24 protein-coding genes and 1 pseudogene are annotated in these 24,249 nt (G+C 30.5%); 13 read left to right on the plus strand and 12 right to left on the minus strand.

What is annotated here, in order from left to right; all coding sequences use genetic code 11:
• Window positions 1-52: 52 nt before the first annotated feature.
• Genes DMB65_RS10815 through rlmD form a run of 3 tightly spaced genes read right to left on the minus strand, consistent with a single transcriptional unit; the run spans window position 53 to window position 2,794 of the window.
• Window positions 53-868 (minus strand): DUF6048 family protein, encoded by an 816-nt coding sequence (locus tag DMB65_RS10815; RefSeq protein ID WP_110306668.1) that lies wholly within the window; start codon window positions 866-868, stop codon window positions 53-55.
• On the minus strand, window positions 840-1,370 hold the full coding sequence (locus tag DMB65_RS10820; protein WP_110306669.1) for a DUF6452 family protein: 531 nt from the start codon (window positions 1,368-1,370) through the stop codon (window positions 840-842). Before DMB65_RS10820 ends, DMB65_RS10815 begins: the two co-directional genes overlap by 29 nt.
• Before the next feature lie 11 nt (window positions 1,371-1,381).
• A complete protein-coding gene (gene rlmD / locus DMB65_RS10825) occupies window positions 1,382-2,794 on the minus strand; it encodes a 23S rRNA (uracil(1939)-C(5))-methyltransferase RlmD (protein ID WP_110306670.1) in 1,413 nt (470 codons plus the stop codon).
• Between the two features lie 332 nt (window positions 2,795-3,126).
• Between rlmD and DMB65_RS10830 the strand changes: the two genes are divergently transcribed.
• Window positions 3,127-4,005, plus strand: a complete 879-nt coding sequence (locus tag DMB65_RS10830) for a sensor histidine kinase (protein ID WP_230470650.1) — start codon at window positions 3,127-3,129, stop codon at window positions 4,003-4,005.
• Between the two features lies 1 nt (window position 4,006).
• Here the strand turns inward: DMB65_RS10830 and DMB65_RS10835 are convergent, their stop codons facing one another.
• The 4 genes from DMB65_RS10835 to epsC form a co-directional block, all read right to left on the minus strand.
• The gene (locus DMB65_RS10835) at window positions 4,007-4,447 is read right to left on the minus strand and encodes a hypothetical protein (protein ID WP_110306672.1); all 441 of its coding nucleotides are present in this window, start codon (window positions 4,445-4,447) and stop codon (window positions 4,007-4,009) included.
• Between the two features lie 86 nt (window positions 4,448-4,533).
• On the minus strand, window positions 4,534-5,520 hold the full coding sequence (locus DMB65_RS10840) for an aldo/keto reductase (RefSeq protein ID WP_110306673.1): 987 nt from the start codon (window positions 5,518-5,520) through the stop codon (window positions 4,534-4,536).
• Window positions 5,521-5,612: 92 nt separating this feature from the next.
• Window positions 5,613-6,500: a cysteine synthase CysM gene (cysM, locus tag DMB65_RS10845; protein WP_110306674.1), complete on the minus strand. Its 888-nt coding sequence runs from the start codon at window positions 6,498-6,500 to the stop codon at window positions 5,613-5,615.
• Window position 6,501: 1 nt separating this feature from the next.
• Window positions 6,502-7,293 carry a serine O-acetyltransferase EpsC gene (gene epsC / locus DMB65_RS10850; RefSeq protein WP_110306675.1) on the minus strand — a complete coding sequence of 264 codons (792 nt, stop codon included), beginning with the start codon at window positions 7,291-7,293 and terminating at the stop codon, window positions 6,502-6,504.
• 190 nt (window positions 7,294-7,483) lie between these two features.
• On the opposite strand from epsC, the gene DMB65_RS10855 reads away from it, so the two are divergent.
• Entirely contained in the window at window positions 7,484-8,185 is a 702-nt protein-coding gene (locus DMB65_RS10855; protein ID WP_110306676.1) for a DUF1003 domain-containing protein, read from the plus strand.
• Window positions 8,186-8,199: 14 nt separating this feature from the next.
• Here DMB65_RS10855 and DMB65_RS10860 read toward each other — a convergent pair whose 3' ends face one another.
• On the minus strand, window positions 8,200-8,484 hold the full coding sequence (locus DMB65_RS10860) for a DUF2752 domain-containing protein (RefSeq protein WP_110306677.1): 285 nt from the start codon (window positions 8,482-8,484) through the stop codon (window positions 8,200-8,202).
• Between the two features lie 102 nt (window positions 8,485-8,586).
• Here DMB65_RS10860 and DMB65_RS10865 point away from each other — a divergent pair, with 102 nt between their 5' ends.
• Window positions 8,587-8,778, plus strand: coding sequence for a hypothetical protein (locus DMB65_RS10865; RefSeq protein ID WP_110306678.1), 192 nt, complete (start codon window positions 8,587-8,589; stop codon window positions 8,776-8,778).
• Window positions 8,759-9,307, plus strand: coding sequence for a Smr/MutS family protein (locus tag DMB65_RS10870; protein WP_110306679.1), 549 nt, complete (start codon window positions 8,759-8,761; stop codon window positions 9,305-9,307). Before DMB65_RS10865 ends, DMB65_RS10870 begins: the two co-directional genes overlap by 20 nt.
• A 113-nt stretch (window positions 9,308-9,420) precedes the next feature.
• Here DMB65_RS10870 and DMB65_RS10875 read toward each other — a convergent pair whose 3' ends face one another.
• Window positions 9,421-10,401 carry a hypothetical protein gene (locus DMB65_RS10875; protein ID WP_123955325.1) on the minus strand — a complete coding sequence of 327 codons (981 nt, stop codon included), beginning with the start codon at window positions 10,399-10,401 and terminating at the stop codon, window positions 9,421-9,423.
• A gap of 85 nt (window positions 10,402-10,486) precedes the next feature.
• Here DMB65_RS10875 and DMB65_RS10880 point away from each other — a divergent pair, with 85 nt between their 5' ends.
• Complete coding sequence (locus DMB65_RS10880; RefSeq protein WP_110306681.1) at window positions 10,487-11,620, plus strand: cysteine desulfurase family protein; 1,134 nt, start codon at window positions 10,487-10,489, stop codon at window positions 11,618-11,620.
• Window positions 11,621-11,627: 7 nt separating this feature from the next.
• On the opposite strand, the gene DMB65_RS10885 is transcribed toward DMB65_RS10880, so the two are convergent.
• On the minus strand, window positions 11,628-12,197 hold the full coding sequence (locus DMB65_RS10885; protein ID WP_110306682.1) for an L-threonylcarbamoyladenylate synthase: 570 nt from the start codon (window positions 12,195-12,197) through the stop codon (window positions 11,628-11,630).
• Window positions 12,198-12,594: 397 nt separating this feature from the next.
• Here DMB65_RS10885 and DMB65_RS10890 point away from each other — a divergent pair, with 397 nt between their 5' ends.
• Together DMB65_RS10890 and DMB65_RS10895 are read left to right on the plus strand one after the other, a co-directional pair.
• Complete coding sequence (locus tag DMB65_RS10890) at window positions 12,595-13,710, plus strand: glycosyltransferase family 4 protein (protein ID WP_110306683.1); 1,116 nt, start codon at window positions 12,595-12,597, stop codon at window positions 13,708-13,710.
• Window positions 13,711-13,712: 2 nt separating this feature from the next.
• Complete coding sequence (locus tag DMB65_RS10895; RefSeq protein ID WP_123955327.1) at window positions 13,713-14,597, plus strand: ATP-grasp fold amidoligase family protein; 885 nt, start codon at window positions 13,713-13,715, stop codon at window positions 14,595-14,597.
• On the opposite strand, the gene DMB65_RS10900 is transcribed toward DMB65_RS10895, so the two are convergent.
• Window positions 14,598-15,305 carry a 7-cyano-7-deazaguanine synthase gene (locus DMB65_RS10900; protein ID WP_110306685.1) on the minus strand — a complete coding sequence of 236 codons (708 nt, stop codon included), beginning with the start codon at window positions 15,303-15,305 and terminating at the stop codon, window positions 14,598-14,600. It lies immediately after the preceding gene.
• Between the two features lie 348 nt (window positions 15,306-15,653).
• On the opposite strand from DMB65_RS10900, the pseudogene DMB65_RS10905 reads away from it, so the two are divergent.
• The 6 genes and pseudogenes from DMB65_RS10905 (at window position 15,654) to DMB65_RS10930 (ending at window position 23,228) form a co-directional block, all read left to right on the plus strand.
• Window positions 15,654-17,486 (plus strand): annotated as a pseudogene (locus DMB65_RS10905) (ABC transporter ATP-binding protein).
• 22 nt (window positions 17,487-17,508) lie between these two features.
• On the plus strand, window positions 17,509-18,645 hold the full coding sequence (locus tag DMB65_RS10910) for a glycosyltransferase (RefSeq protein WP_110306686.1): 1,137 nt from the start codon (window positions 17,509-17,511) through the stop codon (window positions 18,643-18,645).
• A gap of 395 nt (window positions 18,646-19,040) precedes the next feature.
• On the plus strand, window positions 19,041-20,189 hold the full coding sequence (locus tag DMB65_RS10915; protein WP_230470651.1) for a glycosyltransferase family 4 protein: 1,149 nt from the start codon (window positions 19,041-19,043) through the stop codon (window positions 20,187-20,189).
• Between the two features lie 21 nt (window positions 20,190-20,210).
• Window positions 20,211-21,128 (plus strand): glycosyltransferase family 2 protein, encoded by a 918-nt coding sequence (locus DMB65_RS10920; RefSeq protein ID WP_110306687.1) that lies wholly within the window; start codon window positions 20,211-20,213, stop codon window positions 21,126-21,128.
• Between the two features lie 74 nt (window positions 21,129-21,202).
• On the plus strand, window positions 21,203-22,015 hold the full coding sequence (locus DMB65_RS10925; protein ID WP_110306688.1) for a glycosyltransferase family 2 protein: 813 nt from the start codon (window positions 21,203-21,205) through the stop codon (window positions 22,013-22,015).
• A 307-nt stretch (window positions 22,016-22,322) separates the two neighbouring features.
• A complete protein-coding gene (locus DMB65_RS10930; RefSeq protein WP_110306689.1) occupies window positions 22,323-23,228 on the plus strand; it encodes a hypothetical protein in 906 nt (301 codons plus the stop codon).
• A gap of 73 nt (window positions 23,229-23,301) precedes the next feature.
• Here DMB65_RS10930 and DMB65_RS10935 read toward each other — a convergent pair whose 3' ends face one another.
• Window positions 23,302-24,144 carry a glycosyltransferase gene (locus DMB65_RS10935; RefSeq protein ID WP_165834916.1) on the minus strand — a complete coding sequence of 281 codons (843 nt, stop codon included), beginning with the start codon at window positions 24,142-24,144 and terminating at the stop codon, window positions 23,302-23,304.
• Window positions 24,145-24,249 lie beyond the last annotated feature (105 nt).

The raw sequence follows: 24,249 nt of genomic DNA on the forward strand, positions 1-24,249 counted from the left end.
CCCATAAATTCATTATTTATTACTGAATTCATGGGTGTTTTATTTAAATGAACTATTTCTTGGTACCTTTTTTTTCTGTTTCAGGAACTTTTACCGTCTTTTTATAAAGCGGGATAAAGTAAGAAACGGTATAATTAAATCCAACTCCAAAACTTCCGTCATATGTTCTGTTAAATCCAGGGATATAAAGATTTTCAAAATTATCAGGATCTTTATTGGCTAAAAGCATTTTTAACTGAATCCCAAATCCTACAAATACATTGTTGAAAACCTTGGCTTTCATTCCTACAGCGACTTCCGCCCAGGCGGCAGTTAAACCAGTATATTTTGTGCCATCAGTAATGGATGGGATTTCTCCCCAATATTTGTCGGCACTATAAATTTTATAGCTGTTTAATTGCTGGCTAAATGTACTAAAACCTCCTCGCAGACCTACTGATATAATATTTTCCATATCCAGCCAGTTGTTATACATATTGTAGTCAAAACCTCCTTTTAGATACGTTCCTGTTGCGGTTGAGTTTAATCGGTCATCATCAGTAGTTTTATCTTCTATTCCAAGCTCAGCAGCTAAATAATAATTTTTGGTAAGGCGAAAATCTCCCACAAATTCGACCCCTTTATAATCTTTATCATAAAGACCTCGGGTTAGTTTGTATAAATCTACACCTAAGCGTAAACCATAACGGTCTTTTTTTAAAGGAACGCTGTCAGTTTTAATTTCTGTAACAACTTTCGTCGTTTTAGATTTTGGTTTTTCTGAATTGATTTCTTTTGATATTGGAGCAGTGGGCAATTCCTGAGCCTGAACAAAAAATACTGCAAACAAAAAACAAATACTAAAAGTATACTTTGACATGTGTTTCATTTTCAAATTCAATATTAGAGTTTTTTGGTTCAACTAATTGCATCCATAATCCATCATTTCCGGAATCTGTTGTTTCTATTGGATTCTGAGCAGATAACTTGTAAATCGTTTTATAACCACAGGCTCTTGAAACATATACATTTTGCCTGGTGTAATTAAATTTCATCTGATCAGTATTCGAGGGAGTTGTATTATCTGAATTTAAAATAAAAGTAAAAGTAGTACTATCTGTATCTGTTTTTAAAGGAATTGCAATTGAATCACCACTTGTTAAATATTTTGTTTCATCAGTAGCACTCTCGTTAAAAATAATACCATTTTCTTGATCTAAACCAATTACTTTTAATCTTGTAACATCTTTTTTAACAGATACATCCGTGATGTTATAAAAGCTAATTATCAGTTTGGGAGTAGTTGGTGTATTGGCATCACAGATGTCATCTTTTTCACAGCTGGATAATCCAAAAGCAAAGACTAATAAAAAATAGAGAATTTTTTTCATTTATAATTGTATTATCGCAGTTCTAAAAGTACAACATTTTCGACATGATGTGTCTGTGGAAACATATCTACCGGTCTAACACGTGTTACTTTATATTTTTCGTCCATTAAAGCCAAATCTCTTGCCTGTGTTGCTGAGTTACAGCTTACATACACTACTTTTTCAGGAGCAATTTTTAAAATTTGTTCAATAACGTCTTTATGCATTCCGTCTCTCGGAGGATCGGTAATGATAACATCGGGTTTTCCATGCTGGGCAATAAACGCTTCGTTAAATACCACTTTCATGTCTCCAACAAAAAACTCACAATTGGTAATATTATTGCGTTCTGCATTTGCTTTAGCATCTAAAATAGCTTCGGGAACACTTTCTACACCAATTACTTTTTTTGCTTTTTTTGAAACAAATTGAGCAATAGTTCCGGTTCCGGTGTATAAATCATAAACCGTTTCGTTACCGGAAAGTCCTGCAAAATCACGTGTTATTTTGTACAGCTCGTATGCCTGATCTGAGTTGGTCTGGTAAAATGATTTGGCATTAATGCTAAACTTCAGGCCTTCCATTTCTTCCAAAATATAATCTCTTCCTTTATAAAGTTTTATGTTTTGATCGTAAATAGCGTCGTTTGGTTTTGAATTGATTACATATTGCAAGGATGTGATTTGTGGGAATTTTGCGTAAAGATGATCTAAAATCAATTCCCGGTTGGCTTTGTCATTTTCGAAAAACTGAATTAGAACCATGATTTCGCCTGTTGAAGCGGTACGAATCATAAAAGTTCTCAATAAACCTGAATGTTCTCTCGGATTGAAGAATGCTAAATTATTTTCGTTTGCAAAAGCTCTGATTTCATTTCGAATAGCATTTGAAGGATCTTCCTGTAAATGGCATTTTGTAATGTCCAGAATTTTATCCCACATTTTTGGAATATGAAAACCTAAAGCATTTCTGTTTCCTAAATCTTCAGTGCTTTCAATTTCTTTTTCGGTTAACCAACGACTGTTTGAAAAAGAAAATTCCATTTTATTTCTATAAAAAAATTGTTTTTCAGAACCTAAAATAGCTTCAAATTCAGGTAGTTCAATTTTTCCAATTCTTTGCAGGTGGTTTTTTACCTCATTTTGTTTGTAATACAGCTGCTGGCTGTATTTCATGTTTTGCCACTTGCATCCGCCGCAAACACCAAAATGCTCACAAATTGGATCTATTCGATGCTCTGAAAATTCGTGAAATTTAACGGCTTTTCCTTCGTAATAGGCCTTTCGTTTTTTAAAAGTTTGTATATCAACTACATCTCCCGGAACTACATTCGGAATAAAGATTACTTTCCCGTCAGGAGCTTTTGCAACTGATACACCTTTTGCGCCGGCATCAAGAACTTGTATTTGATGAAAGACGACTTTGTCTGTATTTTTTCTTCCCATAGCGCAAAAATAAGGGTTTGTAAACTTTTATAAATTCAATTTTTAAAATATTTTATCAAATTCTATAATTTACAACATTTAATTGGCTTTAAAAACTAACTTTGTTTTATCAAATGCTTCGATAACCCCATTTTAAGTCTAAGTAATTGTTATTTCGTATGAAGTTATACCATAATCTTTCGAAAATTGGCTTTCTAAAAAAAAGTTATGCATTCAAATTTCTATTTGTTGCCTTTATAGGTATTCATATTCCATTAATAGGGATCTTATTTTTTGTACTTTACTTTAATACTTCTATATCGCCCACATCTGTTTTATTTTGTTCTTTAATTATGACCTTGCTGGCAACTGTATTTACAGTTTTGGCTTTAAAGCGGCTTATCAGACCAATTGCTATCGCATCAAAAGCATTAGACGATTACAGAAACCATAGAAGATTATCTGTTTTGCCAACAGAATATAGTGATGAAGCGGGTTTATTAATGAGTAATATCCAGGAGTCTATTTTTGAATCTGAAACTTTTATTAATGAAAAGCAGGATTTAATTTATATGCTTTCTCACGATTTAAAAAATTTTGCGGGAAATCCTCAAGGTCTGGCAAAACTTATTATAGATGAAAAACCCTCTGACGCTATTAAGGATCTGGCTAATTTAATCTGCGAATCAACAAATTTGCAATTTCGATACATTGAGAATTTTATAAAATTACTGAATGAACAGGATCAGGTTACAAAAATAAATCAGGAATCCAGAATAATTTTGTTTGCTAATATATTGCCCTTTATCAACGAGCAGGTAGAGCAACGGCTTATTGACAAAAATATTACTCTTGATGTAAGTCTGGAAGAACAAGAAGCAAAACTTAAAATCGACGAGGGATTGTTAATCCAGGTTTTGGTAAATTTGATTAGTAATGCTGTTAAGTTCTCTTATTTTGACGGAGAAATTAAACTTAGGATTTTCAATGAAAATGATAATCTTGTGATAACGGTTTCTGATAATGGTATTGGTTTCAATGACTATCAGATTGATGAATTGTTTAAGAAATTTACTAAAATGAGCAGGTTAGGAACAGCAAATGAATCTTCAACCGGAATTGGTTTGTACCTGTGTAAAAAAATCATCGAAAGAAGTAAAGGAAAATTAACTGCTTCAAGTGAAGGAAAGAATAAAGGTGCCGAATTTAAAATTGAATTTAAAAACTGCTAGTTTATTTTCTTTTAATTAACTCGTAATTGATAATTGTAAAACCATAAAAAAATAAATCAGCAGAAATTTTTCCTAAAATAATCCCAAAAAAATAGTTACCACAAAATAGGGGCATCCAGTACATACAAAACGGGCGAATTACCAAAAAATCTAAAACTGCCGGGTATCCAAACTCTAAAATTAAGTTTTTTAAAAGTGTAAGAATTTCGGAAGAAGATGTTCTTTGACCTGAAAGTTTATTTTGCTTTGTTAACTTTTTATAAGACGAGAATAGAATTACACTGTAAAAAGCCAGATATTCTGCAAAAGTAATCAAAAAAGCGGTGGTTAATCCACTGTAAATTTTGCTGAAAAGCGAAGTAGTAAGTGCTACACTTGTACTCGCTAATTCAGCATATTTATACCGATCGAACCATTCTATGAAATTTGATTTTTTGAGCATTTTATAAAACTTCTGAAATAGAAAGGTTAGGCGTAGTAAGTTATAATTTAGAATTCAAAAGTTTAAGGATCTTAATGATATCTATACTACCACAACTGATGAACAGAAGGTTTTATATATTCTTCATAAATTTTATTCATTGCCGAAATTTTTTCTGGAGATAATTTGGGTACATCATAAACAGATAGATTGGATACCACATGGCTTGTTTTAGAAGCTCCCGGAATAATACAGCTTATATCCTGAAAACTCAAAATCCATTGCAGAGCAATAGGGGCCAGGTTTGGAGTCTCAGGAAATAATGCTTTTAGTTCCTGAACAGCTTTTAAACCCAAATCATAATCAATACCGGAGAAAGTTTCACCTTTGTCAAAAGCATCACCATTTCTATTGAAGTTTCTATGATCCTGTGGTTCAAAAGTTGTTTTTGCGTCAAATTTACCGGTTAAAAGCCCGCTTGCCAAAGGTACCCTCGCAATGATCCCAATATCTTTTTTTCTTGCTTCAGAAAAAAATAATTCTGATGGTCGCTGACGAAATAAATTAAAGATAATCTGAACGGTGGTAACATTTTGATATTCAATTGCTTTTAAGGCTTCTTCTACTTTTTCTACACTTACCCCCAGATTTAAAATCTTTCCCTGCTCTTTTAAGCGGTCAAATAATTCAAAAATCTCAGGTCGATAAAAAACTTCAGTGGGAGGACAGTGTAACTGAATCAGATCGAGTGTTTCTAATCCCAGTCTTTTTAAACTGTCTTCAACAAACTTCTGAAGTACTTTAGGCTGATATCCGTCACTAACATGCGGATTGATATGACGCCCGCATTTTGTCGCTACATAAATACGCTCAGATCTCGAACGTACGACTCTTCCAACAGCGGTTTCACTTAAACCATTTTCGTAAACATCAGCGGTATCAATAAAGTTTACACCATTATCAATTGCTGTATTTAAAAGTTCGTCAGCAGCTTTATTATCAAAAGTTGATCCCCATTTTCCTCCAACCTGCCAGGTGCCAAGTGAGATTTCGGATATATTAAAATTGGTTTTGCCTAATTTTCTGTAGTTCATTTTTTTCTTTTAAGGTTGAAAGGAGCAGAGGGTCAAAGTGACAAAGGTTGGAAACTTTGGGGCCTCTAAAACCGGTATAGCTTTGTTCTTTTTTAATCAAATAAATCAGAAGATAAATAACGATCACCACGATCACAAATAATTGCTACGATAACGCCCGATTCTAATTTTTCAGCTATTTTTAGGGCTACAGCTACGGATCCCCCACTGCTCATTCCTGCAAAAACGCCTTCTTCAAGTGCTAATCTTTTAGTCATTTCACGGGCTTCTTTTTCGCTTACATCTATAACGGTATCCACTTTTGAGGCATCAAAAATCTTAGGTAAATATTCCTGTGGCCATTTTCGGATTCCGGGAATCTGAGATCCATCGCTGGGTTGGGCACCAATAATCTGAATATTTGGATTTTTCTCTTTGAGATAAGTTGATGTGCCAATGATTGTACCGGTGGTTCCCATTGCTGATACAAAATGGGTTACAGTTCCTTCGGTATCTTCCCATATTTCCGGACCAGTGGTTTTGTAATGCGCTTTCCAGTTGTCGTCATTTGCAAACTGATTTAGCATTACGTAACCGCCTTCGGCCACTTTTTTGTCAGCGTAATCCCGTGAACCGATAATTCCTTCGCTTGCCGGTGTTAAAATAACAGTAGCACCATATGCACGCATGGTTTGTGTTCGTTCTTTTGTTGAATCTTCTGGGAGGACTAACTCAATTTCAACCTGAAATAACTGAGCAATCATAGCGAGCGCAATTCCGGTATTACCACTGGTGGCTTCAATTAATTTGTCACCTTTTTTAATATCGCCTCTTTCCAGAGCCGATGCAATCATGTTGTATGCCGCTCTGTCTTTTACACTTCCTCCCGGATTGTTGCCTTCAAGTTTTAATAAAAGTTTTACGTTCTTATTTGGAACCAGATTAACAGTTTCCATCAATGGAGTGTTGCCAATCAGGTTGATTAATTTTTGTGGTTTCATTCTATTTCTTTTCTTTTATTTTAACTTCGGTTGTAGTGGTATTCAGGACAATAGAATCTGCCGGAATCGATTTGGTTACCCAGGCATTTCCTCCAACAATGCTGTTTTTGCCAATAATTGTTTCGCCTCCCAAAATAGTTGCATTGGCATAGATACAGACATTTTTTTCCACTGTTGGATGACGTTTGGCATTTTTCATTTCCTTGCTCACGCTCAAAGCGCCTAAAGTAACTCCCTGATAAATTTTTACATTTTTTTCGATGACTGTTGTTTCTCCAATTACAATTCCGGTGGCATGATCGATAAAAAATGGCGAAGCAATATCAGCCCCTGCATGAATATCCGTTCCTGTAATCCGATGTGCATATTCGCTCATCAATCGTGAAAATAGTAATAAATCGAGTTTGTATAATTCATGACTTAATCTGTAAATCGCAATGGCATAGAAGCCGGGATATCCAAGATAAACTTCGTCTATACTGTTTGAGGCAGGGTCATTTTCTAAAATATATTCGGCATCCTGATTTAGTTTTTCTAAAACTTCGGGCAGTTTTTTGAGAAAAAGATCCCACATTGATCCGCATAATTTTTCCGGTTTTTTGCAGGCCATTACAGCAATTTCTTTAAAACGAAATTCAAGTTCGTCAATACTTTCATCTAAAGCTGCATTTGAATCAAAAAGGGTATAAAAAAGCTTTTCGGTAAATTCTTCGGTTTTAGTTTTGATCCCGTAATTTATATGTGAGTGGCTCTTTAAGGCTTTGATATTTTGTATAATAAGATTTTTTGACACAATCGTAAAATTGAATGGATGATTTGAAACGTTAAAAGTAAGGTCTTTTTTGTAAATAAAGGCATGAATTCGGTAAAGAATTTTTCTGTTGAGTATTCTATTTGTGATAAATAAAAAGTTTCTTTAAACCGATAATTTATAAGATTCTTAAGAAGTTAAATGCGTAAATTAGCCACTAAAACACCCTAAAATGAAAAACGATTCGACTTTTAAGAGTGCGGTTTCTAATTTGTCTTTCCCTGTGAAAGAGAAAGTTTCAGGAAAATCAATACACGATCCTATTTTAGGTCTTATTATTAAAGATCATCCTTCTTTTTGTGATACTGATTTTATTGCAATTCAAGAGCTAAATACATATCGCCAAAAATACATCTCTAATTATTTGTCTACAGAAATCGGTGCACTTTCTGATCTTGAAAAAAGTGTTATTGAATCTTTAAAAGAAGATAAATCAATAGTAAATACTATAGAAGATGAAGATGAACTTAGAAGCTTTGGTCAAAAAATAGCCGATAGAGTAGCAGGTTTTGGAGGAAGCTGGACTTTTATAATTTCATTTTTGTTTTTTATTATTGTTTGGATAGCATCAAATGTTTATGTTTTGATGAATAAAGGTTTTGATCCTTATCCGTTTATTTTGCTTAATCTGATTTTATCCTGTATTGCAGCACTACAGGCTCCTGTAATTATGATGAGCCAGAATCGTCAGGAAGAAAAAGACAGGACACGTGCCAAAAAAGATTATATGATTAACCTGAAATCCGAATTAGAGATCAGAATGATTCATGATAAAATTGATCATTTGATAATGCATCAGCAGCAGGAATTGATCGAAATCCAAAAAGTTCAAATTGAGATGATGAATGATATTTTAAATCAAATTAAAAAATAACTACAGGGAAAAAATTAGAGATAAAAATGTTTGTAGTAATAACCGCCAATCATAAATATTCCGTTTATGATTCCGGAAACCCAAAGTAATTTATTGTAACTTTTTGATTTATCTATAAAATGTAAAGTTACAATCCCTAAAAAAATAAGCGTAGTATAGATTGCAGGATACATTTTAAAAGCAGCAAAAAGATCTCCCTTAAAAAGTAAGAATAAGGCGCGTTGAAATCCACAACCCAAACACTCAACTCCGAAGAGTGTTTTGCTAAAACAAGGCAGCATATATTTTTCTAAATCCACAATTTTATTTTTTACAATTTACAAAAATAGCCGATAAGATTTAAATTATGTTTGAAGTGCTATTTTAAAGTTTCTTACTTTTGAAGTCTTATTGTTTAAAATATGAAAACGTTTAAAATTTTAATAATGGTAATTGCCATTTCGATTGCATTATACGAACAGGTTTCAAATGAAAAGAATATTTACATTACTGTAATTGCAATTGCAGTTTTTATGTTTGGCATGATGCAGTTAAGTGCAAAAACACCAAGTAAAAATCAAGAAAAAGAAGAAGATGTTGAAAAAAGGAGATAAAGTTTCTGTATTAGATGAAGCTATAAACGGAACAGTAGTTTCAGTTAAAAACAATGAGGTTCTGATTGAAACAGAAGATGGTTTTATGATGACATTTTTTGTCAATGAATTAATTAAGATTCAGGACTCTGGTAATTTAATGAATTCTATAAAAAGAGTTGATTTAGATTCTGTTACAAAAGAAAAAGAAGAACCCAAACCCAGGAGTTTTGTGAAAGAAAAGAAAGATAAACGTGATATTGCAGCTCCGGAATTTGATTTGCATATCGAAAAGTTAGTTCCCAACAAACGCGGAATGTCAAATTATGACATTCTGACCCTGCAGACTGAAACGGCAAAAAGGCATATCGAATTTGCAATTAAAAACCGTATTCCGAAGATTGTTTTTATTCACGGAGTTGGTGAAGGGATCCTAAAGGCCGAACTTGATTTTTTGTTGGGACGGTATGAAGGCATCGATTTTCAGGATGCTAATTATCAAAAATATGGTTTAGGTGCAACCGAAGTTTATTTTAGGCAAAAACAATAACAAATAATAAATTTTGATGGAATAAAAAGTAAGTAAAGGATAAAAAAACATCCGTCTTTTGTACTACAACGAGAATCAGTATAGAAAAGACGGATGTTTTTTATGTAATTATTTTAATTAGTTGTTGTTGTAAGGATTCCTAATAGAAAACTGTTTCCTAAATTAAAGCTTACATTTCCATTATTTAATGTTACATTTTTTAAGGTAATCGTATGGGTAAATGTGTTTGGTCCTAGTGTCGCAGTAACAACCTCAATTATACCGCTTGTGTTATCAACACCATTTTCGGCATTCCATATTTCAGCAACTGTAGGAGTTGTCGGAATTGTTGTATTGCAAAAGTACGACTCGCTCAGAACACCACCCTCGTAAATTTTATAAGTAACTTTATTATTTGTTGTTGTAATTAGTTTTTTTCTGGGACTGCCTGTAGGGGTAACTTCATTTACAATTAGGTCAGAATCGATATTGTCTATTGTTATAGATGTACCATTACCTATGCTGTAATTATAAATTTGTTTAGAAGTAGTGCATTGTTCAGCTTCTTCTTTAAAATCTAGATTTAGTTCATCTGCATCTGTTATAATTGTTCCAAATGTAAATTCCGGCTGAACCTGAATGCCTGCTGATTTTGAAAAGGTAAGATTTTTGAAATAAATAGTATGGGTGTAACCCGTTATTGTGGTACTGTTATCAGTTGTGTTTAGTGTAGTATTTACCTTTGTAGCAATGTATATTTTTCCGCCTGTAGCATACCATTCGTTGGATACATTAGGAGTAGAAGGTCTTATTATGTCACAAATATTAGAAGACGTAATAGTTCCGTCATAAGCTCTGTAGACTAATTTGTAATTGCTGTTATCAATATCAAATTCCTGAGGATCACCATCTGCAGTAACGACATTTTTTAATGTTTCGTCAGGTATTTGTAATAATAAACTTTCCTGATTTTTTATTTTATAAATCAATTCATAAGTATCACCACAGTGGGCTGAATCAACGTTTTCAAAATTAAATTCTTCAACAGTTAAATCCCCATCATCACATCCGTTTAACAAAAGTGCAAATAAAAGCAGGCAAGCATATTTTTTCATTGTATTTTTTATTTGCATCAAAAATAGTGAAATTTCGCAAATGATATTTAAGAATTGACAAATGATATTTTATAACTTTGCCCTAATGAAAAAAGTATACCTTGATAACGCTTCTACGACTGCAATGAGACCTGAAATCATTCAGGAAATGACAAAAATAATGATGGAGGATTATGGTAATCCGTCTTCTACTCATAGTTTTGGGAGAAATGCAAAAACGATTATTGAGCTTTCCAGAAAAAATATAGCTAAACATTTAAATTGCTACGCACAGGAAATTATTTTTGTTTCTGGAGGAACTGAAGCAAATAACTGGATTCTTCGTTCGGCGGTAGAGGATTTGAAGGTGGTTCGAATCATTACTTCAAAAATTGAACATCATGCGGTTTTGTATACGGTTTTAGCTTTGCAGTCAGATTATGATCTTCAGGTTGATTATGTAAATATAAATTCAGACGGGAGTGTCGATTTAACTCATTTGGCTAATTTATTAGCTGATGAAAAAAAGACAATTGTAAGTTTGATGCATGTAAATAATGAAACCGGAGCAATTTTAGATATCGATAGGGTTGGGGTTATTTGTAAACAATATAATGCTCTGTTTCATTCGGATACTGTACAATCTGTTGGGAAAACCGAAATAGATCTGCAAAAGACCCCGGTTGATTTTATAGTAGCCAGTGCACATAAATTTCATGGACCAAAAGGTGTTGGTTTTGCTTTTATTCGTAAAAATTCAGGTTTGCAGCCCTTATTTTTTGGCGGGGAACAGGAAAAAGGATTACGTGCCGGAACCGAAGCTGTTCATCAAATTGCGGGAATGGCAAAAGCACTTACAATTTCTCATGAAAATTTAGAAACTGAACGTGAATATATTTTTGGTTTGAAAAAGTATCTGATCGATCAGTTTGAAATTCATTTTCCGGATTTCAGAATCGTTGGTAAAAAAGAATGTTTTTATAATATCATCAATATTATTTTACCTTTTTCACAAGATAAAACTTCCATGTTATTGTTTAATCTGGATATGAAAGGAATTGCTGTTTCGAGAGGAAGTGCCTGTCAGTCAGGAAGTATAAAGCCTTCACATGTCTTAAAAGAAATACTTTCGGAGACTGATTTAAAATTACCTAATCTCCGAATTTCATTTAGTCATAACAATACCAAAGAAGATATTGACTGGTTGATTGAGTGTCTCCAAACCGTTAATGATATCTAATTTTCAATTATTTACGTATTATTTTTACCTGAGAATCATTTGTTAATTTGATAATGGTTGATGGTTTCCCGGCAACCTTATTACGATAAAGGTTTACCACATAATCAACTCCTTTAATAATTTCAGGATTAATATCCTTGAATGCAATTGGAGTTGGCTGTCCTGAAATATTAGCAGAGGTAGAAACCAATGGTTTTTTCATTCTCTCTAATAATTTAAAACAAAAAGGTTCTTTTACCAGACGTACTGCTAACGAATTATCAGCAGCAATAATATTGGGGGCAACATTTCGCGGTTCATCTAAAATTAAAGTCGTTGGTTTTTCAGATAGATCAAGAATTTGCCAGGCGACTTCAGGAATGTTCTTAAAAACATTATACATCATTTTTTCTCCATTCATTAATACAATCATACTTTGTGTTTCTGCACGCTGTTTAAGTTTGTATATTTTAGCAATTGCTTCAGGATTTGTAGCATCACAGCCAATTCCCCAAACAGTATCAGTTGGATAAAGAATAATACCGCCTTCTTTAATTATTTCGAAAGCGTTATGTATCTCTTCGTTAAGATTTTCCATTTATTATATATTACAATTGAGTATTTAAAATTCTCATGCAAAGAAACAAAATAAAAAAAACAAATTCCAGATGATTTTTATCGTCAAGATTAAAGTCAGATTTTATTTTATTTTTGATAAAACAGAGTTTAGATCAATCTTTATATCAATTAATAAGGTTTTTTTTCTGTTTCTATAATTGATATAATACTTTTAGGTTTGTTGTTGTATTATAGTATATTTGCATTCAAAACTGCTTAATTTTCCTGCTTACAGACTGTTAAAACCTAATAATAAATTAAGGTAGGTTTTTTTTTACCTTGAGGAATAAACAGCTGAAATTATAAGAAATAAAACAGTTTACATTATAAGTTATTATAGTGAGATAATAAGTTTAATGATTTTAGTTTAAAGAAAAATGAGGTTAATACAGGTAACTGTTTCAAAGGGTTGGAGAGGTCACGAACAAAAAATCATCTATTTATATGAAGCCTTTAAGGAATATGGATATGTTGAAGAACAATGGATTATTTGCCCGGAAGACTCAGAAACTTTTAAAATTGCAACACAAAAAGGAATGAATGTTATTCCGCTAAATAATAAATCAGAATATGATTTAAAATATGCAAAAAAGTTTTCCAAAATAGCAAAAAAGTTAAATGCAGATTTAGTTTTTATACACAATAGTCAAGCACATACCTTAATAGTATTTTCGTCATTGTTTTTTGGACTTAAATTACCTTTAGTTTTGTGCAGGACTTTAATAAAGCGTGTGGATACTAACTTTTTTAGAAAGTGGAAATATAATTATAAAGGAATAAAAAAAATTATATGTGTTTCTTATCCGGTAGTTGATGTTTTAAAATATGCAGTTAAAGACCATAATAAATTATGTGTAGTTGGAAGCGTAACAGACATAGCAAAATTTAGTAAAACCCAAAAAACAGGAATTTTGCATCAGCAATATAGTATTCCGTCTGATTATAAGATTGTTGGCAATATCGCCGCTTTTTCAGGATTTAAAGATCATTTTACCTGGGTAAATACTGTTGCCAAATTGGTCAAAAGAGGTATTAAAGCAAAATATATTTTAATTGGAAAAGGGCCATTAGAAACACAAATAAGAAATCAAATTATAGATTTAGGTTTAGAAAATCAAATTATTATGGCAGGTTTCAGAAAAGATATTCCTGAAGTATTACCCGAATTTGATCTTTTTTTATTTACTTCAAACAATGAACCTACCGGCGGCGTTCTATTAGAATCATATGCCTGTAAAATACCTATTGTTGCTGCCAATGCAGGAGGGATTCCAGAAGTTGTTATAGATAATGAAACCGGTTTACTGGCAGAAGTTGGAAATCCAACATCTTTTGCAGATAAAGTGGAACAGATGCTAAATGATGAAACTCTGCAGGAAAAGTGTACAGAAAATGGAAGTAATTATTTAATTAAAAATTTCACAAAAGAAGTAATTGCAAAAAAAATGATTAACGAACTGAGTGAAGTATTACAAAAAAATAAAAGGTATTGAAATTGAAATTGAATGACTTTATACTCAGAAAGTATAATCAAACCAGAGTTGTTTTGCTGAATAGGTATTCGAATGATGATACTAAAGTAACAAAAGCAAAATATTTCAGTAAAAACAATAGGATATTGAATTTAGAAACTCCCAAAGAGTTTATGGAAAAAATACAATGGCTGAAATTGTACCATTATAAAGAGGAGTATGGCCAATATGTCGATAAATTCGATGTAAGATCTTTTGTTGAAACAAAAATTGGGAAAGAATATTTAAATGAAATAATTGGGGTATATAACACGGTTGACGAAATTGATTTTGAAAATTTACCAAAGCAATATGTTATAAAAGGAACTCATGGTTCAGGATATAATCTTATTGTCAAAAATGCTTTGTTGATTAATAAAGAAAGTGAAAGGAATAAATTGTCAAAATTTTTAAGAAGTAATTATTATAATAAATATAGAGAAACAATTTATAAAAATATTAAACCCAGACTCTTAATTGAAAAATATATTTCAAATTGTGATGAAGGTTTAATTGATTACAAATTTTATTGTTTTCATGGTCAGCCAAAATATATTCTGGTAAAAAAGGTTGAAAATGGAAAAGAAAAAAAGTGTTTTTATAATTTGAACTGGAAAAAAATAATTATTAATGACAGCGATGAAAATTGGTTGGAATCAGAAATACAAAAGCCGGCAAATTTTAACGAGATGCTAAATATTGCCAGCGTATTGTCTGATCAGTTTATTTTTATCAGGGTAGATTTGTATTCTATAGATGATAAAATTTTGTTTGGTGAACTTACTTTTTTCCCCACAGGTGGTCATAAAAGGTTTCCGATAGAGTGTTTAAATATTGAAATGGGAAATTTAATTAAGCTTCCTGTTTGATTATTTTCGTGATAGATAAATTTTTAAATATCCTTTCATTCTGTTAAAAACCGGAATCCTAAAGCCCATGTCTTTTTTTATTACATTTATGCAGGGATTACATTTGCCACAAGCCTTGTTTTTGCGGGGTTTATGACAAAACCAGGTTAAAAACATGATGTTTTCCCATTTTTTTTCTTTTGCAATAGCTAGCATATCTCGTTTAGAAAGCGTAGAAACAGGGAAAGAAAAATACTTAAAGACAGTATCTATTTTATTGTATTTTTCTCTATTTTCTATGTCGGTATAATCAGCTTTTATATAGTTTGTAATTAAAAAATTAGTAAGAGAATCTGCCTTTAGGTTCTTATCATTACAAATTTCTACATTATTTAAATTATAATTATGACAAAATTGAGCAAGCCAGCTATATTGACTTCCTAGTTTTACAAATGAATTTATATAAACTGAACTTTCTTTTATTTCCTTATTGATAGTAATATCGTCTTCAGCATACCATACAGGCAGTATGAGCTTATAAGCTTCAGGATGCAATTCTTTGATTTCGTTTAGAATTTTTTTGATTCCTTCCAGTTCAACCTTAAGTGATTTTCGTGTTTGGTCAATTACATAAATGGGCTGAACATTTTCTTTTTCAACTAAAATTATTTGTAAAAGTCTAAAAGTAGAATCCCATCCACTGGTCCAGAGTAAATTATGAGTAGTCATTTTTTTATTACAGTTATTATTATGAATAAAATTTGAAGGTGTAAATGTAATATTTACAATCAGAAATTAAGTCCTTAAAATAGTGATTTGAATAAATTATTTCGAAATATGTTATTTTTGAAATAAAGAGCGCAAGAAAAAAAATAATACTTTGAATTTCAGATGATTTTTTTTGAAATAACCAACTAAATAAAAAATCGTTTGATTCTTGTCGAATTTTGTACTCAAAACCTCGTTTCTTGTAAGGTTATACATTTTTAGTTTCTTAGTTTTAAAACTATTTTAGCTTTAACTTTGTAAAAACAACAACGCTTATTAATTAAATTAGTCTTTATTCAAAGTTATTCAATGAAGAATTTTAAACGTTTTTTAAACTATTTAAGACCTCACAAGAAAAATTTAATAATCAGTATCGTTTTTAATGTTTTGTATGCGCTTTTTTCAGCTCTTTCAATGCTTTCTCTTTTTCCTTTAATGAAAGTATTGTTTTCAGATGGAGAAAAAGTACATGTAAGACCTGTATATGAAGGAATCAGAAGTATTGATAAACGATATTTGGAGGATTCTTTAAATTACTTTATAACACATAATACAGATAAAAATGGAGCATTAGATACGTTGATCTGTATGGCGATATTTGTTTTGACTACTTTTTTATTGAAAAACCTTTTCAACTTCATTTCAATCGTATACATGACTTATCTGAATAATGGAATTTTGAAAGATTTGCGAAACGATGTATATCAAAAAGTAATTAGTTTGCCGGTTTCTTTTTTTCAAATGAAAGAAAGGTTGATTTAATTTTAAGAATGACTTCGGACATTAATACAATAAAAAGTGCTTTTTTAAGTATTTTAATGATGGTTAGCGAACCATTGACAAAATTATATTCACTTTGATATCATGGTATTTATAAGTTGGAAATTGGCCATTTTCGTATTTCTTTTCCTTCCTGTTTCAGGAATTTTAATATCCAGAATGACTAGATCAATAAAAAGTCAATCGGGAGATATTTTTTCTCTTGAAGGACATTTATTATCTGATATCGAAGAAACTTTAGGAGGAATAAAAGTAATTAAAAATTTTACTTCAGAGAGTTTTTTCATACGACGTTATTTTACTTCAACAGAGTTTATCAATAATTTGAATAATAAGATAGGAGTCAGAATGAGTTTAGCAGGTCCTGTGAGTGAATTTTTAGGGATTTTTGTAATTTCTATTTTATTGGTTTATGGAGGATCTTTGGTATTGATTGAGGGGCCAATGAGTGGTAGTGCTTTTATTGCATATATCGGATTAGCTTATCAAATTCTAACACCGGCCAAAGCCATAACGAAAGCAAATCAGGCCTTAATGGGAGGAAATGCAGCTTATGAAAGAGTTTCTTTTATTTTAGACGCAACCAATCCGCTAAAAGATAATCTTAATGCTATAACCATTACTGAATTTAAAAATGAAATCAGGTTTACCAATGTTTCGTTCAAATACGATTCTGAATATGTTTTGAAGGATTTTAATTTAACAGTTGCAAAGGGTAAGAGAGTTGCATTAGTAGGAGAATCGGTTAGTGGCAAGTCGACTTTGGCAAATCTGGTAACCAGACTTTATGATGTTAACGAAGGAAGTATAACTTTTGATGGAATTAATATAAAAGATGTTACTACAGATTCGCTAAGAAAACAAATGGGTATTGTAGCACAGGATTCTATTTTATTTAATGATTCAATTGCTAATAATATATCTTTAAGTATAGATAATCCAAATATGGATGCAATTATAAGTGTGGCAAAAGTGGCTAATGCGCATAATTTTATTTCAGAATTTCCAGAGCAATATAACAGCCCTGTAGGTGATGGTGGAGGAATGTTATCAGGAGGACAACGACAGCGAGTTGCTATAGCAAGAGCTGTGATGAAAAATCCTCCGATTATGATTTTGGATGAGGCCACATCAGCATTAGATACCGAATCTGAAAAATTGGTACAGGTTGGATTAGAAAATATGATGGAGCATAGAACTTCGATTGTTATTGCCCATCGTTTAGCAACGATCCAAAATGCCGATTTGATTGTAGTAATGAGTAAGGGAAGAATTGTAGAACAAGGAACCCATGAAGAACTATTGAATAGGAATGGAATTTATACCAATTTAGTGAGTTTACAATCTTTGGAGGTAAATTAGAATGATTTTTTAGACAATTAGAATGAGGAAAGTACTTTATTTTTATTCTGAAAACCCATTGTTTTTAACTCAGGGTAATAATACCCGAGCTATGGGGCTATTGAAGTATTTTAAAAGTAAAGATATTTATGTTGATTTTGTGGGAGACCCTATTTATATAAATAATTTACATTTTGAAGAATTAAAAAATAAAAAACTTATTACTAATGGTTTTTTATTAAAAGACTTCAGTAAAAGGAAAAAGAAAATTCGAAAAATATTTAATAAGTTATGCTTTTTTAAAAAAGGTCAAAGAACTAAAATTTTAGATAGGTTAAGAATTAATCATCAGGAAAGTTTTGATGAAATTCTTAAAAACAATCAATACGATTATATTTTAATATCATATGTATTTTGGACGAGACTTATTGAAAACAGTAAACATTTAAAAAATGCACAACTAATTATTGATACACACGATTTTATTACACCTCATTTAAAAAATGATAAGAAATTTAAATTAGGAAAGTATTTTGAAGAAGAGATTAGAAGTTTAACTTTTTTTGATAAAATTTTAGTTGTTTCAACTGAGGAGAAATATATTTTTGATCAGTTCTTAGATAAAGAAGTACATCTAATCAGTCATCCTGAAGAAATTAAGCATAAGTCAAAAAAAGAAATTTACGACTTGATTTACGTCGCTAGTGAGAACATTCATAATGTGAAGTCTGCAAAATGGTTCTTTGAAAAAGTTTATCCATTATTGTCAAAGGATATTAAAATTTGTATCGTTGGAAAAATAAACAATAGTATACCGCAATCAATAGAAAATATTCACAATATTAATTATTTAGATGACTTAGAGGATGTTTACAGTGTTTCTAAAATAGCAATTTGCCCTATGTTATCTGGTACAGGTGTTAAAATTAAAGTAATTGAAGCTTTGTCTTACGGTTTGCCAGTAGTTTGCAATGAACGAGGTGTTGATGGCTTGTTAAATAAGACTAATAATGGATGCTTAGTTACCAATAATGAGGTAATTTTTGCAGCATATATTGAAAAGCTAGTTTTAGATGAAGAATATTATAATTATCATTCATTGTTAGCTAAAGATTATTTTTTAAATAATCATGAAAAAAGTAAGATATATGAAAAATTAGATGAAATATTTTTATCATAACAAAACTAAAAATTGATTATTCCATACAAGTTTTTGATAATCAATAGTATGTGTTTTTTGTAGATATACAATGTATAGAAGCACTTTCAAGGTTTACGAGAGATTTACAAAAAACGGCAACAAATTATAGAAGATTGCAGTCGAGTTGATTATTGGATTTCTGAAAAAGATCCAGGAATGTATAGCACTATAAACAAGGGATTAAAGTAGCAAAAGATGAATTGTAGAAACAGTTTTTATTCAACGAATGTATTAAATATTATAAAGAATGAATTATAAATATTCGTATGCTTTTTTCTCAACAAAAAAAAGCATCTTAATTTTTATAACCTGAAAGGTTAATCTTTTGGGCAAATTTACTTATTATACTTTTTTTTTGAAATATTCATTCTTATATGATTAAAATACTTCTTGATCCTCAGATTTTTGATATGCAAACTTATGGCGGAATTTCTAGATATTATACTGAAATTTTTAGTCGTCTTAAAAAAAACAAAGAACTTTCAATTAAACTTCCTATTGATACTTCAAATAATGTTTATATTATCAATAGTGGTTTACTCAAAGAAAAGGAACTTGCGGCGTATTTTATAAAAATTTTAAATGCTTTGAGAATTAGTACTCGTTCGTTGAATAGAAAATTAGTCAAAAAAAAAATCAGAAAAGCTTTTACTGAGAAATATGATTTGGTAATACCGACTTACTATGATCCCTATTTTTTAGAAGTCCTTGATGGTACGCCTTTTGTTTTGACTGTTTATGATATGGTACATGAGTTAATGCCTCAATATTTTACAGACGATCCATGGAATGTAACTGAAAACAAAAAAAGATTATTAGAGAAAGCAACTAAAATTATTGCTGTTTCAAAAAACACTAAAAAGGATATAATTAAAGTTTATCCCCATATAGATCAATCTAAAATAGAAGTCATTTACCATGGAAATTCAATTGAGGTTAATGAAAATATAAATGTCGATTTACCAAAGAATTATATTTTATTCGTTGGTTCCAGGGGGCTTTATAAAAATTTTTATTTCCTAGTCGAATCAATAAGGGATTTATTAATCAGGGATAAAACGTTAAAACTAATTTGTGCAGGAGGAGGAGAATTTAAAGATGAGGAAATGGAGTTTTTAAAAAGAGCAGGTATTCACGAACAGGTAGAGCAGAAATACTTTGACGAAGGGCAGCTGGGGTTGTTTTATAAAAATGCCAGATGTTTTGTTTTCCCTTCCTTGTATGAGGGGTTTGGAATTCCAGTTTTGGAATCCATGTCCTGTGGTTGTCCAATTGTGTTGTCGAATAGGAGCTCTTTTCCTGAAGTAGCAGGTGAGGCCGGAATTTATTTTGATGTTTCCAGCAAAGAAGATTTAATGAATAAGATTGAATTAGTATTAAATGATGAAAAGTTAAAGAATGAATATATTTTAAAAGGAATAGAGCAAGCGAAAAAATTTAATTGGGAAATTGCCGCTTCGCAATGTTTAGAACTTTATAAAAGAGCAATAAATGAGGCTTATCGGGTTCAGTCCAAAATATAAATATGTTTAGAGGAGTATTATATGATTAAAGAACATAATATAGAAGATAGAAATATAACAGGCCAATTTATTTCTAAAAAAGAAAAATTAAAAAGATTTTTTTCTGAAAATAACTCGGTTAAGCTAACGATCATTACCATAAATTACAATAATAATTCAGGATTAATTAAAACAATCGAAAGTATTATCAATCAAACCTGGAGTGATTTTGAGTTTATTATTATTGATGGTGGAAGCACCGATGAAAGTTTGTCAACAATAAAAAAGTATGATAAACATATTAATTATTGGATTTCAGAACGTGACAATGGGATTTATGATGCGATGAATAAAGGTATTCAGTTAGCTAAAGGTACTTTTGTTAATTTTATGAGTAGTGGAAATTATTATTATACCAATACGATTCTCGAAGAAATCCACGATAAATTTAGAAATGATGTTGGAATACTATATGGTGATTCATCCTGTTTTAATGAAGCGGGTTATGATCGGGTTGAAAAAACGCCTTCAAAATTAACATTTTCGCATTTCGTTACTTCAGGTATTAATCATCAGGCAAGCTTTATTAAACGAGATTTGTTTTTCAAATATTTTCTTTACAATACTGAATACAAAATTTCTTCTAAGTGGGAATTTTTTATTTATGTAATATGTAAAAGAAATGAACCTTATGAACATTTGCAAAAAACGATTTGTAATTATGATTTTTCAGGAATATCACCAATTCCGAAAAAATTGTATATCTATCATCAGGAGAGAGAGACAATAATGAAAAAATATTTTTCGTCATTTTATGAAGATTTTGAATACTACAATACCGTAATTGATCCAAGAATTCGAAAAGTATTCAGAATAAAAAACAATAAAATATTATGGACTGTTTTGAAAGCTTTTACTTCAATTTTTATTTTTATTCTGCCTAAAAAAGATACACTATAGATAATGTTAATGTCTATTTGTTTTTTTGATTAGGAATAACTACAGTAAAGCTTTTTTATAAATTACCTTAGATTATGTCCCAAAAAACATCAATAATTACGATAAATTATAATAATTTAAAAGGTTTAAGAAAAACCATTGAAAGTATTATATCTCAAACTGAAAGAAAGTATGAATTCATTGTTATTGATGGAGGAAGTACAGATGGTAGTAAAGAATTAATTGAAAGTTACTCTGAAAAAATAGATTATTGGGTGTCAGAACAAGATGCGGGAGTTTATAATGCCATGAACAAAGGTATAAAAGTTGCTACAGGCGATTTTGTCATTTTTATGAATAGTGGAGATACTTTTTATGAAAATACTGTTTTAGAAAAAGTGAATCCACTATTAGTTGATGCATTTGATATTTATTATGGTGATAATTATAAAGTCAAACAAAATTCTAAAAAGAAAAAAACATATCCTGAAAAGTTGACTTTTTCTTTTTTTTATTATAGTTGTATAAATCATCAGGCAACATTTATAAGAAGACAGTTATTTTTTGATTATTTTTTCTATAATGAAAATTTTAAAATTGTATCCGATTGGGAGTTTTTTATTTATACTATTTGCATCGAAAACAGGCCATCAAAGTATTTAAAAAGGACCATTTGTAATTATGATTTTACAGGGGTATCATCAAAAAAAGAAAATAAAGTTATTGCTGATTCAGAAAAAAACATTGTTTTTGATAAGTATTTCTCACTATTTATAGAAGATTATAAATTGGTGAGTACAATTAAATCAAAAAGAGTACAGCAAATTCTTTATATCAAATCTTTCAAAAATCACTGGAAATTGTTCAAAGGAGTTATTAATTTTTTAGTACTCTTCGCAAAAAAATAAATGCCGTTTGGATCCCAAAAAATTCTGTAATAAATCACATTATTTACGCAACCATTTAGATAAATTAAGCTCTTATAATAAAAAGTTATTCTTTTTCTTAAAAGAACAATTCCTCTTTTTGAGTTTTTTGTAGTTTTAGGATTAATAAATATCAAGAAAATTTTCCGTAACTACAGTTGATTGCAATATGTGTTGGCACAAAACGTTAGTTAAAATTATACAGATTGTTAATTTGTTATTTTGCAAATTGTCAGATTTATAAATAATTTTTTGATAAAACCAATTTGGTTATTAATGTAAATAAATAATGAAGAAAATCCATGTAGGTTTTTTGTTGTCCTATGATTATGAAAAACTAAAATTGTCGATACCGCCTGTTTATAATGCAGCGGATAAAATTTTTATAGCCGAGGATATTAATAAAATGACTTGGTCAGGAAATGAGTTTCTTGTAGATTCTTCTTTTTATTTATGGCTAAAGGAATTCGATGTAGATAATAAAATTGAATTTTATAGAGATAACTTCTATATTCCTGAATTAACAGCATTACAAAATGACACCAGAGAACGGTACCTGCTTTCCCTAAAAATGGGAATCGGAAATTGGTTAATTCAAATAGACAGTGATGAATATTTTATTGACTTTGATAGTTTTGTTTCAAATTTAAGGAAGTATGACCATTATCTTGACGAACCCGAAAAAAAGAAGGTTCAGTTTGCTTGTTTTTGGCTGATTATCTATAAATATACAAAAGAGGGAACTCTTTTTGTTAATAAACCAATGAAGTCTGTATTTGCCACCAATTATCCTAATTATAAATGCGCAAGACGAACTAATGAACGTACGATTTATTTTGACAATTTAGTTCTGCATGAATCAATTGCCCGAACTGAGGAGCAACTTATATGTAAGCTGAAGAATTGGGGGCATAACAATGAAGTTGATAAGGATTTTCTTAAAAAATGGGTAATGGTAAATGAAACAAATTATGATCAATTTGAAAATTTTTATTACATAAACCCTAAACGATGGAGGAAATTAGAATATCTACCTACCAGACGATTTGAAGATATTAAAGATATTATTAATGTAAAATCAAAACTTCAGATCTCAAGAGAATACCTGATAGTGAAAAATTTTGGTCAATGGTTTAAATTTTTTTGGAGAAAAAAAGCATTAGAATTTTCTTTTGTTTTTAATTTATTTCATTAGTTAATTCTAAACCAAAAATCAAAAAGCCAGCTCATTTCGGGCTGACTTTTTGTTCAAAACACAGGTATTCTGCTTATTTTATTTTATAAAGCCCAATCGCCTTTTTTATTTTTTTACTGAAGAAAACCATTTTGACATAAAGCATATTTTTTAAACTTAAAAACATCCAGTCTTTATAAGGTATACTTTTTTGTGATATTAAATCACGCAATTCTTCAGAAACAATAAATTCACTATTTATAGCTTCCCATTTGACATTGTCATAACCGTCAAATTCATTGACTTTGTTTTTTTCATGAATGACCGACATCCAGAGCCTTTTGTCATTTACCTGAATAATTCGGCTTTCTTTTTTCCATTGTGTATGGTCGTTAAACCAAACTGTTTTTGGGTTGTTGTTTTTTTCTATCAGACTGATAAAAGGATTGAAGACATGCTCCTTTTTACCTAAAATATATGTTGGCTTTATTTGAAGTGAATATCCTTTAATAACATCAATGGCAAGGAAATTCTGAGAGGCAAATTTTTTCTGAACTTCATCAATAAAAAAACTACTGATCACATCATCGTTATCAATTCTGGAAGTAATCAGGTATGGTTTATTATTGGTAACCGCTTTTTGAATTTCAGGATAAAATTCATTCATGCCGTTAATAAAAAACAGCTTTATGTTTTCTGTAGCTGAAGTTAAGTCAGTTATTCTGGTTTTATATTTTTCAGCAGTTGTAGTATCCAAATAGATGAGCCATGTAAAATTTTTGTTGGTCTGTGATTGGACTGATGGCAGACAGAAATTTTCAAAAAGCCATATTCTGTCCTTCATCCAGCTATCCGTCAGAAGTTCTTCATTATTTTTGGTAACATCCCAATTAGGGTTTTTAAGATTAAATCGGGTAATGAGATAGTGTTCGAACATCTGTGATTTTTTATTAAATACGAAATAAGTTTTGTGTAAAAATAAATTAATTATTTGAAGAGTAAAATTCAAATCGTTACTTTTGTAAAAAACGTAAAATTTAAT

It is taken from the genome of Flavobacterium cheongpyeongense, assembly GCF_003202435.1.
Classification (GTDB): Bacteria; Bacteroidota; Bacteroidia; order Flavobacteriales; family Flavobacteriaceae; genus Flavobacterium; species Flavobacterium cheongpyeongense.

Bases quoted from the DNA above. Each gene is read 5' to 3' on its own strand.
- DMB65_RS10935 (WP_165834916.1), bottom strand. From the start codon at position 24,144: ATGTTCGAACACTATCTCATTACCCGATTTAATCTTAAAAACCCTAAT.
- DMB65_RS10885 (WP_110306682.1), bottom strand. From the start codon at position 12,197: ATGGAAAATCTTAACGAAGAGATACATAACGCTTTCGAAATAATTAAA.
- DMB65_RS10880 (WP_110306681.1), top strand. From the start codon at position 10,487: ATGAAAAAAGTATACCTTGATAACGCTTCTACGACTGCAATGAGACCT.
- DMB65_RS10930 (WP_110306689.1), top strand. From the start codon at position 22,323: ATGAAGAAAATCCATGTAGGTTTTTTGTTGTCCTATGATTATGAAAAA.
- DMB65_RS10900 (WP_110306685.1), bottom strand. From the start codon at position 15,305: ATGACTACTCATAATTTACTCTGGACCAGTGGATGGGATTCTACTTTT.
- DMB65_RS10920 (WP_110306687.1), top strand. From the start codon at position 20,211: ATGATTAAAGAACATAATATAGAAGATAGAAATATAACAGGCCAATTT.
- DMB65_RS10865 (WP_110306678.1), top strand. From the start codon at position 8,587: ATGAAAACGTTTAAAATTTTAATAATGGTAATTGCCATTTCGATTGCA.
- DMB65_RS10835 (WP_110306672.1), bottom strand. From the start codon at position 4,447: ATGCTCAAAAAATCAAATTTCATAGAATGGTTCGATCGGTATAAATAT.
- DMB65_RS10925 (WP_110306688.1), top strand. From the start codon at position 21,203: ATGTCCCAAAAAACATCAATAATTACGATAAATTATAATAATTTAAAA.
- DMB65_RS10820 (WP_110306669.1), bottom strand. From the start codon at position 1,370: ATGAAAAAAATTCTCTATTTTTTATTAGTCTTTGCTTTTGGATTATCC.
- DMB65_RS10890 (WP_110306683.1), top strand. From the start codon at position 12,595: ATGAGGTTAATACAGGTAACTGTTTCAAAGGGTTGGAGAGGTCACGAA.
- DMB65_RS10855 (WP_110306676.1), top strand. From the start codon at position 7,484: ATGAAAAACGATTCGACTTTTAAGAGTGCGGTTTCTAATTTGTCTTTC.
- DMB65_RS10870 (WP_110306679.1), top strand. From the start codon at position 8,759: ATGTTGAAAAAAGGAGATAAAGTTTCTGTATTAGATGAAGCTATAAAC.
- rlmD (WP_110306670.1), bottom strand. From the start codon at position 2,794: ATGGGAAGAAAAAATACAGACAAAGTCGTCTTTCATCAAATACAAGTT.
- DMB65_RS10910 (WP_110306686.1), top strand. From the start codon at position 17,509: ATGAGGAAAGTACTTTATTTTTATTCTGAAAACCCATTGTTTTTAACT.
- cysM (WP_110306674.1), bottom strand. From the start codon at position 6,500: ATGAAACCACAAAAATTAATCAACCTGATTGGCAACACTCCATTGATG.
- DMB65_RS10830 (WP_230470650.1), top strand. From the start codon at position 3,127: ATGACCTTGCTGGCAACTGTATTTACAGTTTTGGCTTTAAAGCGGCTT.
- DMB65_RS10815 (WP_110306668.1), bottom strand. From the start codon at position 868: ATGAAACACATGTCAAAGTATACTTTTAGTATTTGTTTTTTGTTTGCA.
- DMB65_RS10875 (WP_123955325.1), bottom strand. From the start codon at position 10,401: ATGAAAAAATATGCTTGCCTGCTTTTATTTGCACTTTTGTTAAACGGA.
- DMB65_RS10840 (WP_110306673.1), bottom strand. From the start codon at position 5,520: ATGAACTACAGAAAATTAGGCAAAACCAATTTTAATATATCCGAAATC.
- DMB65_RS10915 (WP_230470651.1), top strand. From the start codon at position 19,041: ATGATTAAAATACTTCTTGATCCTCAGATTTTTGATATGCAAACTTAT.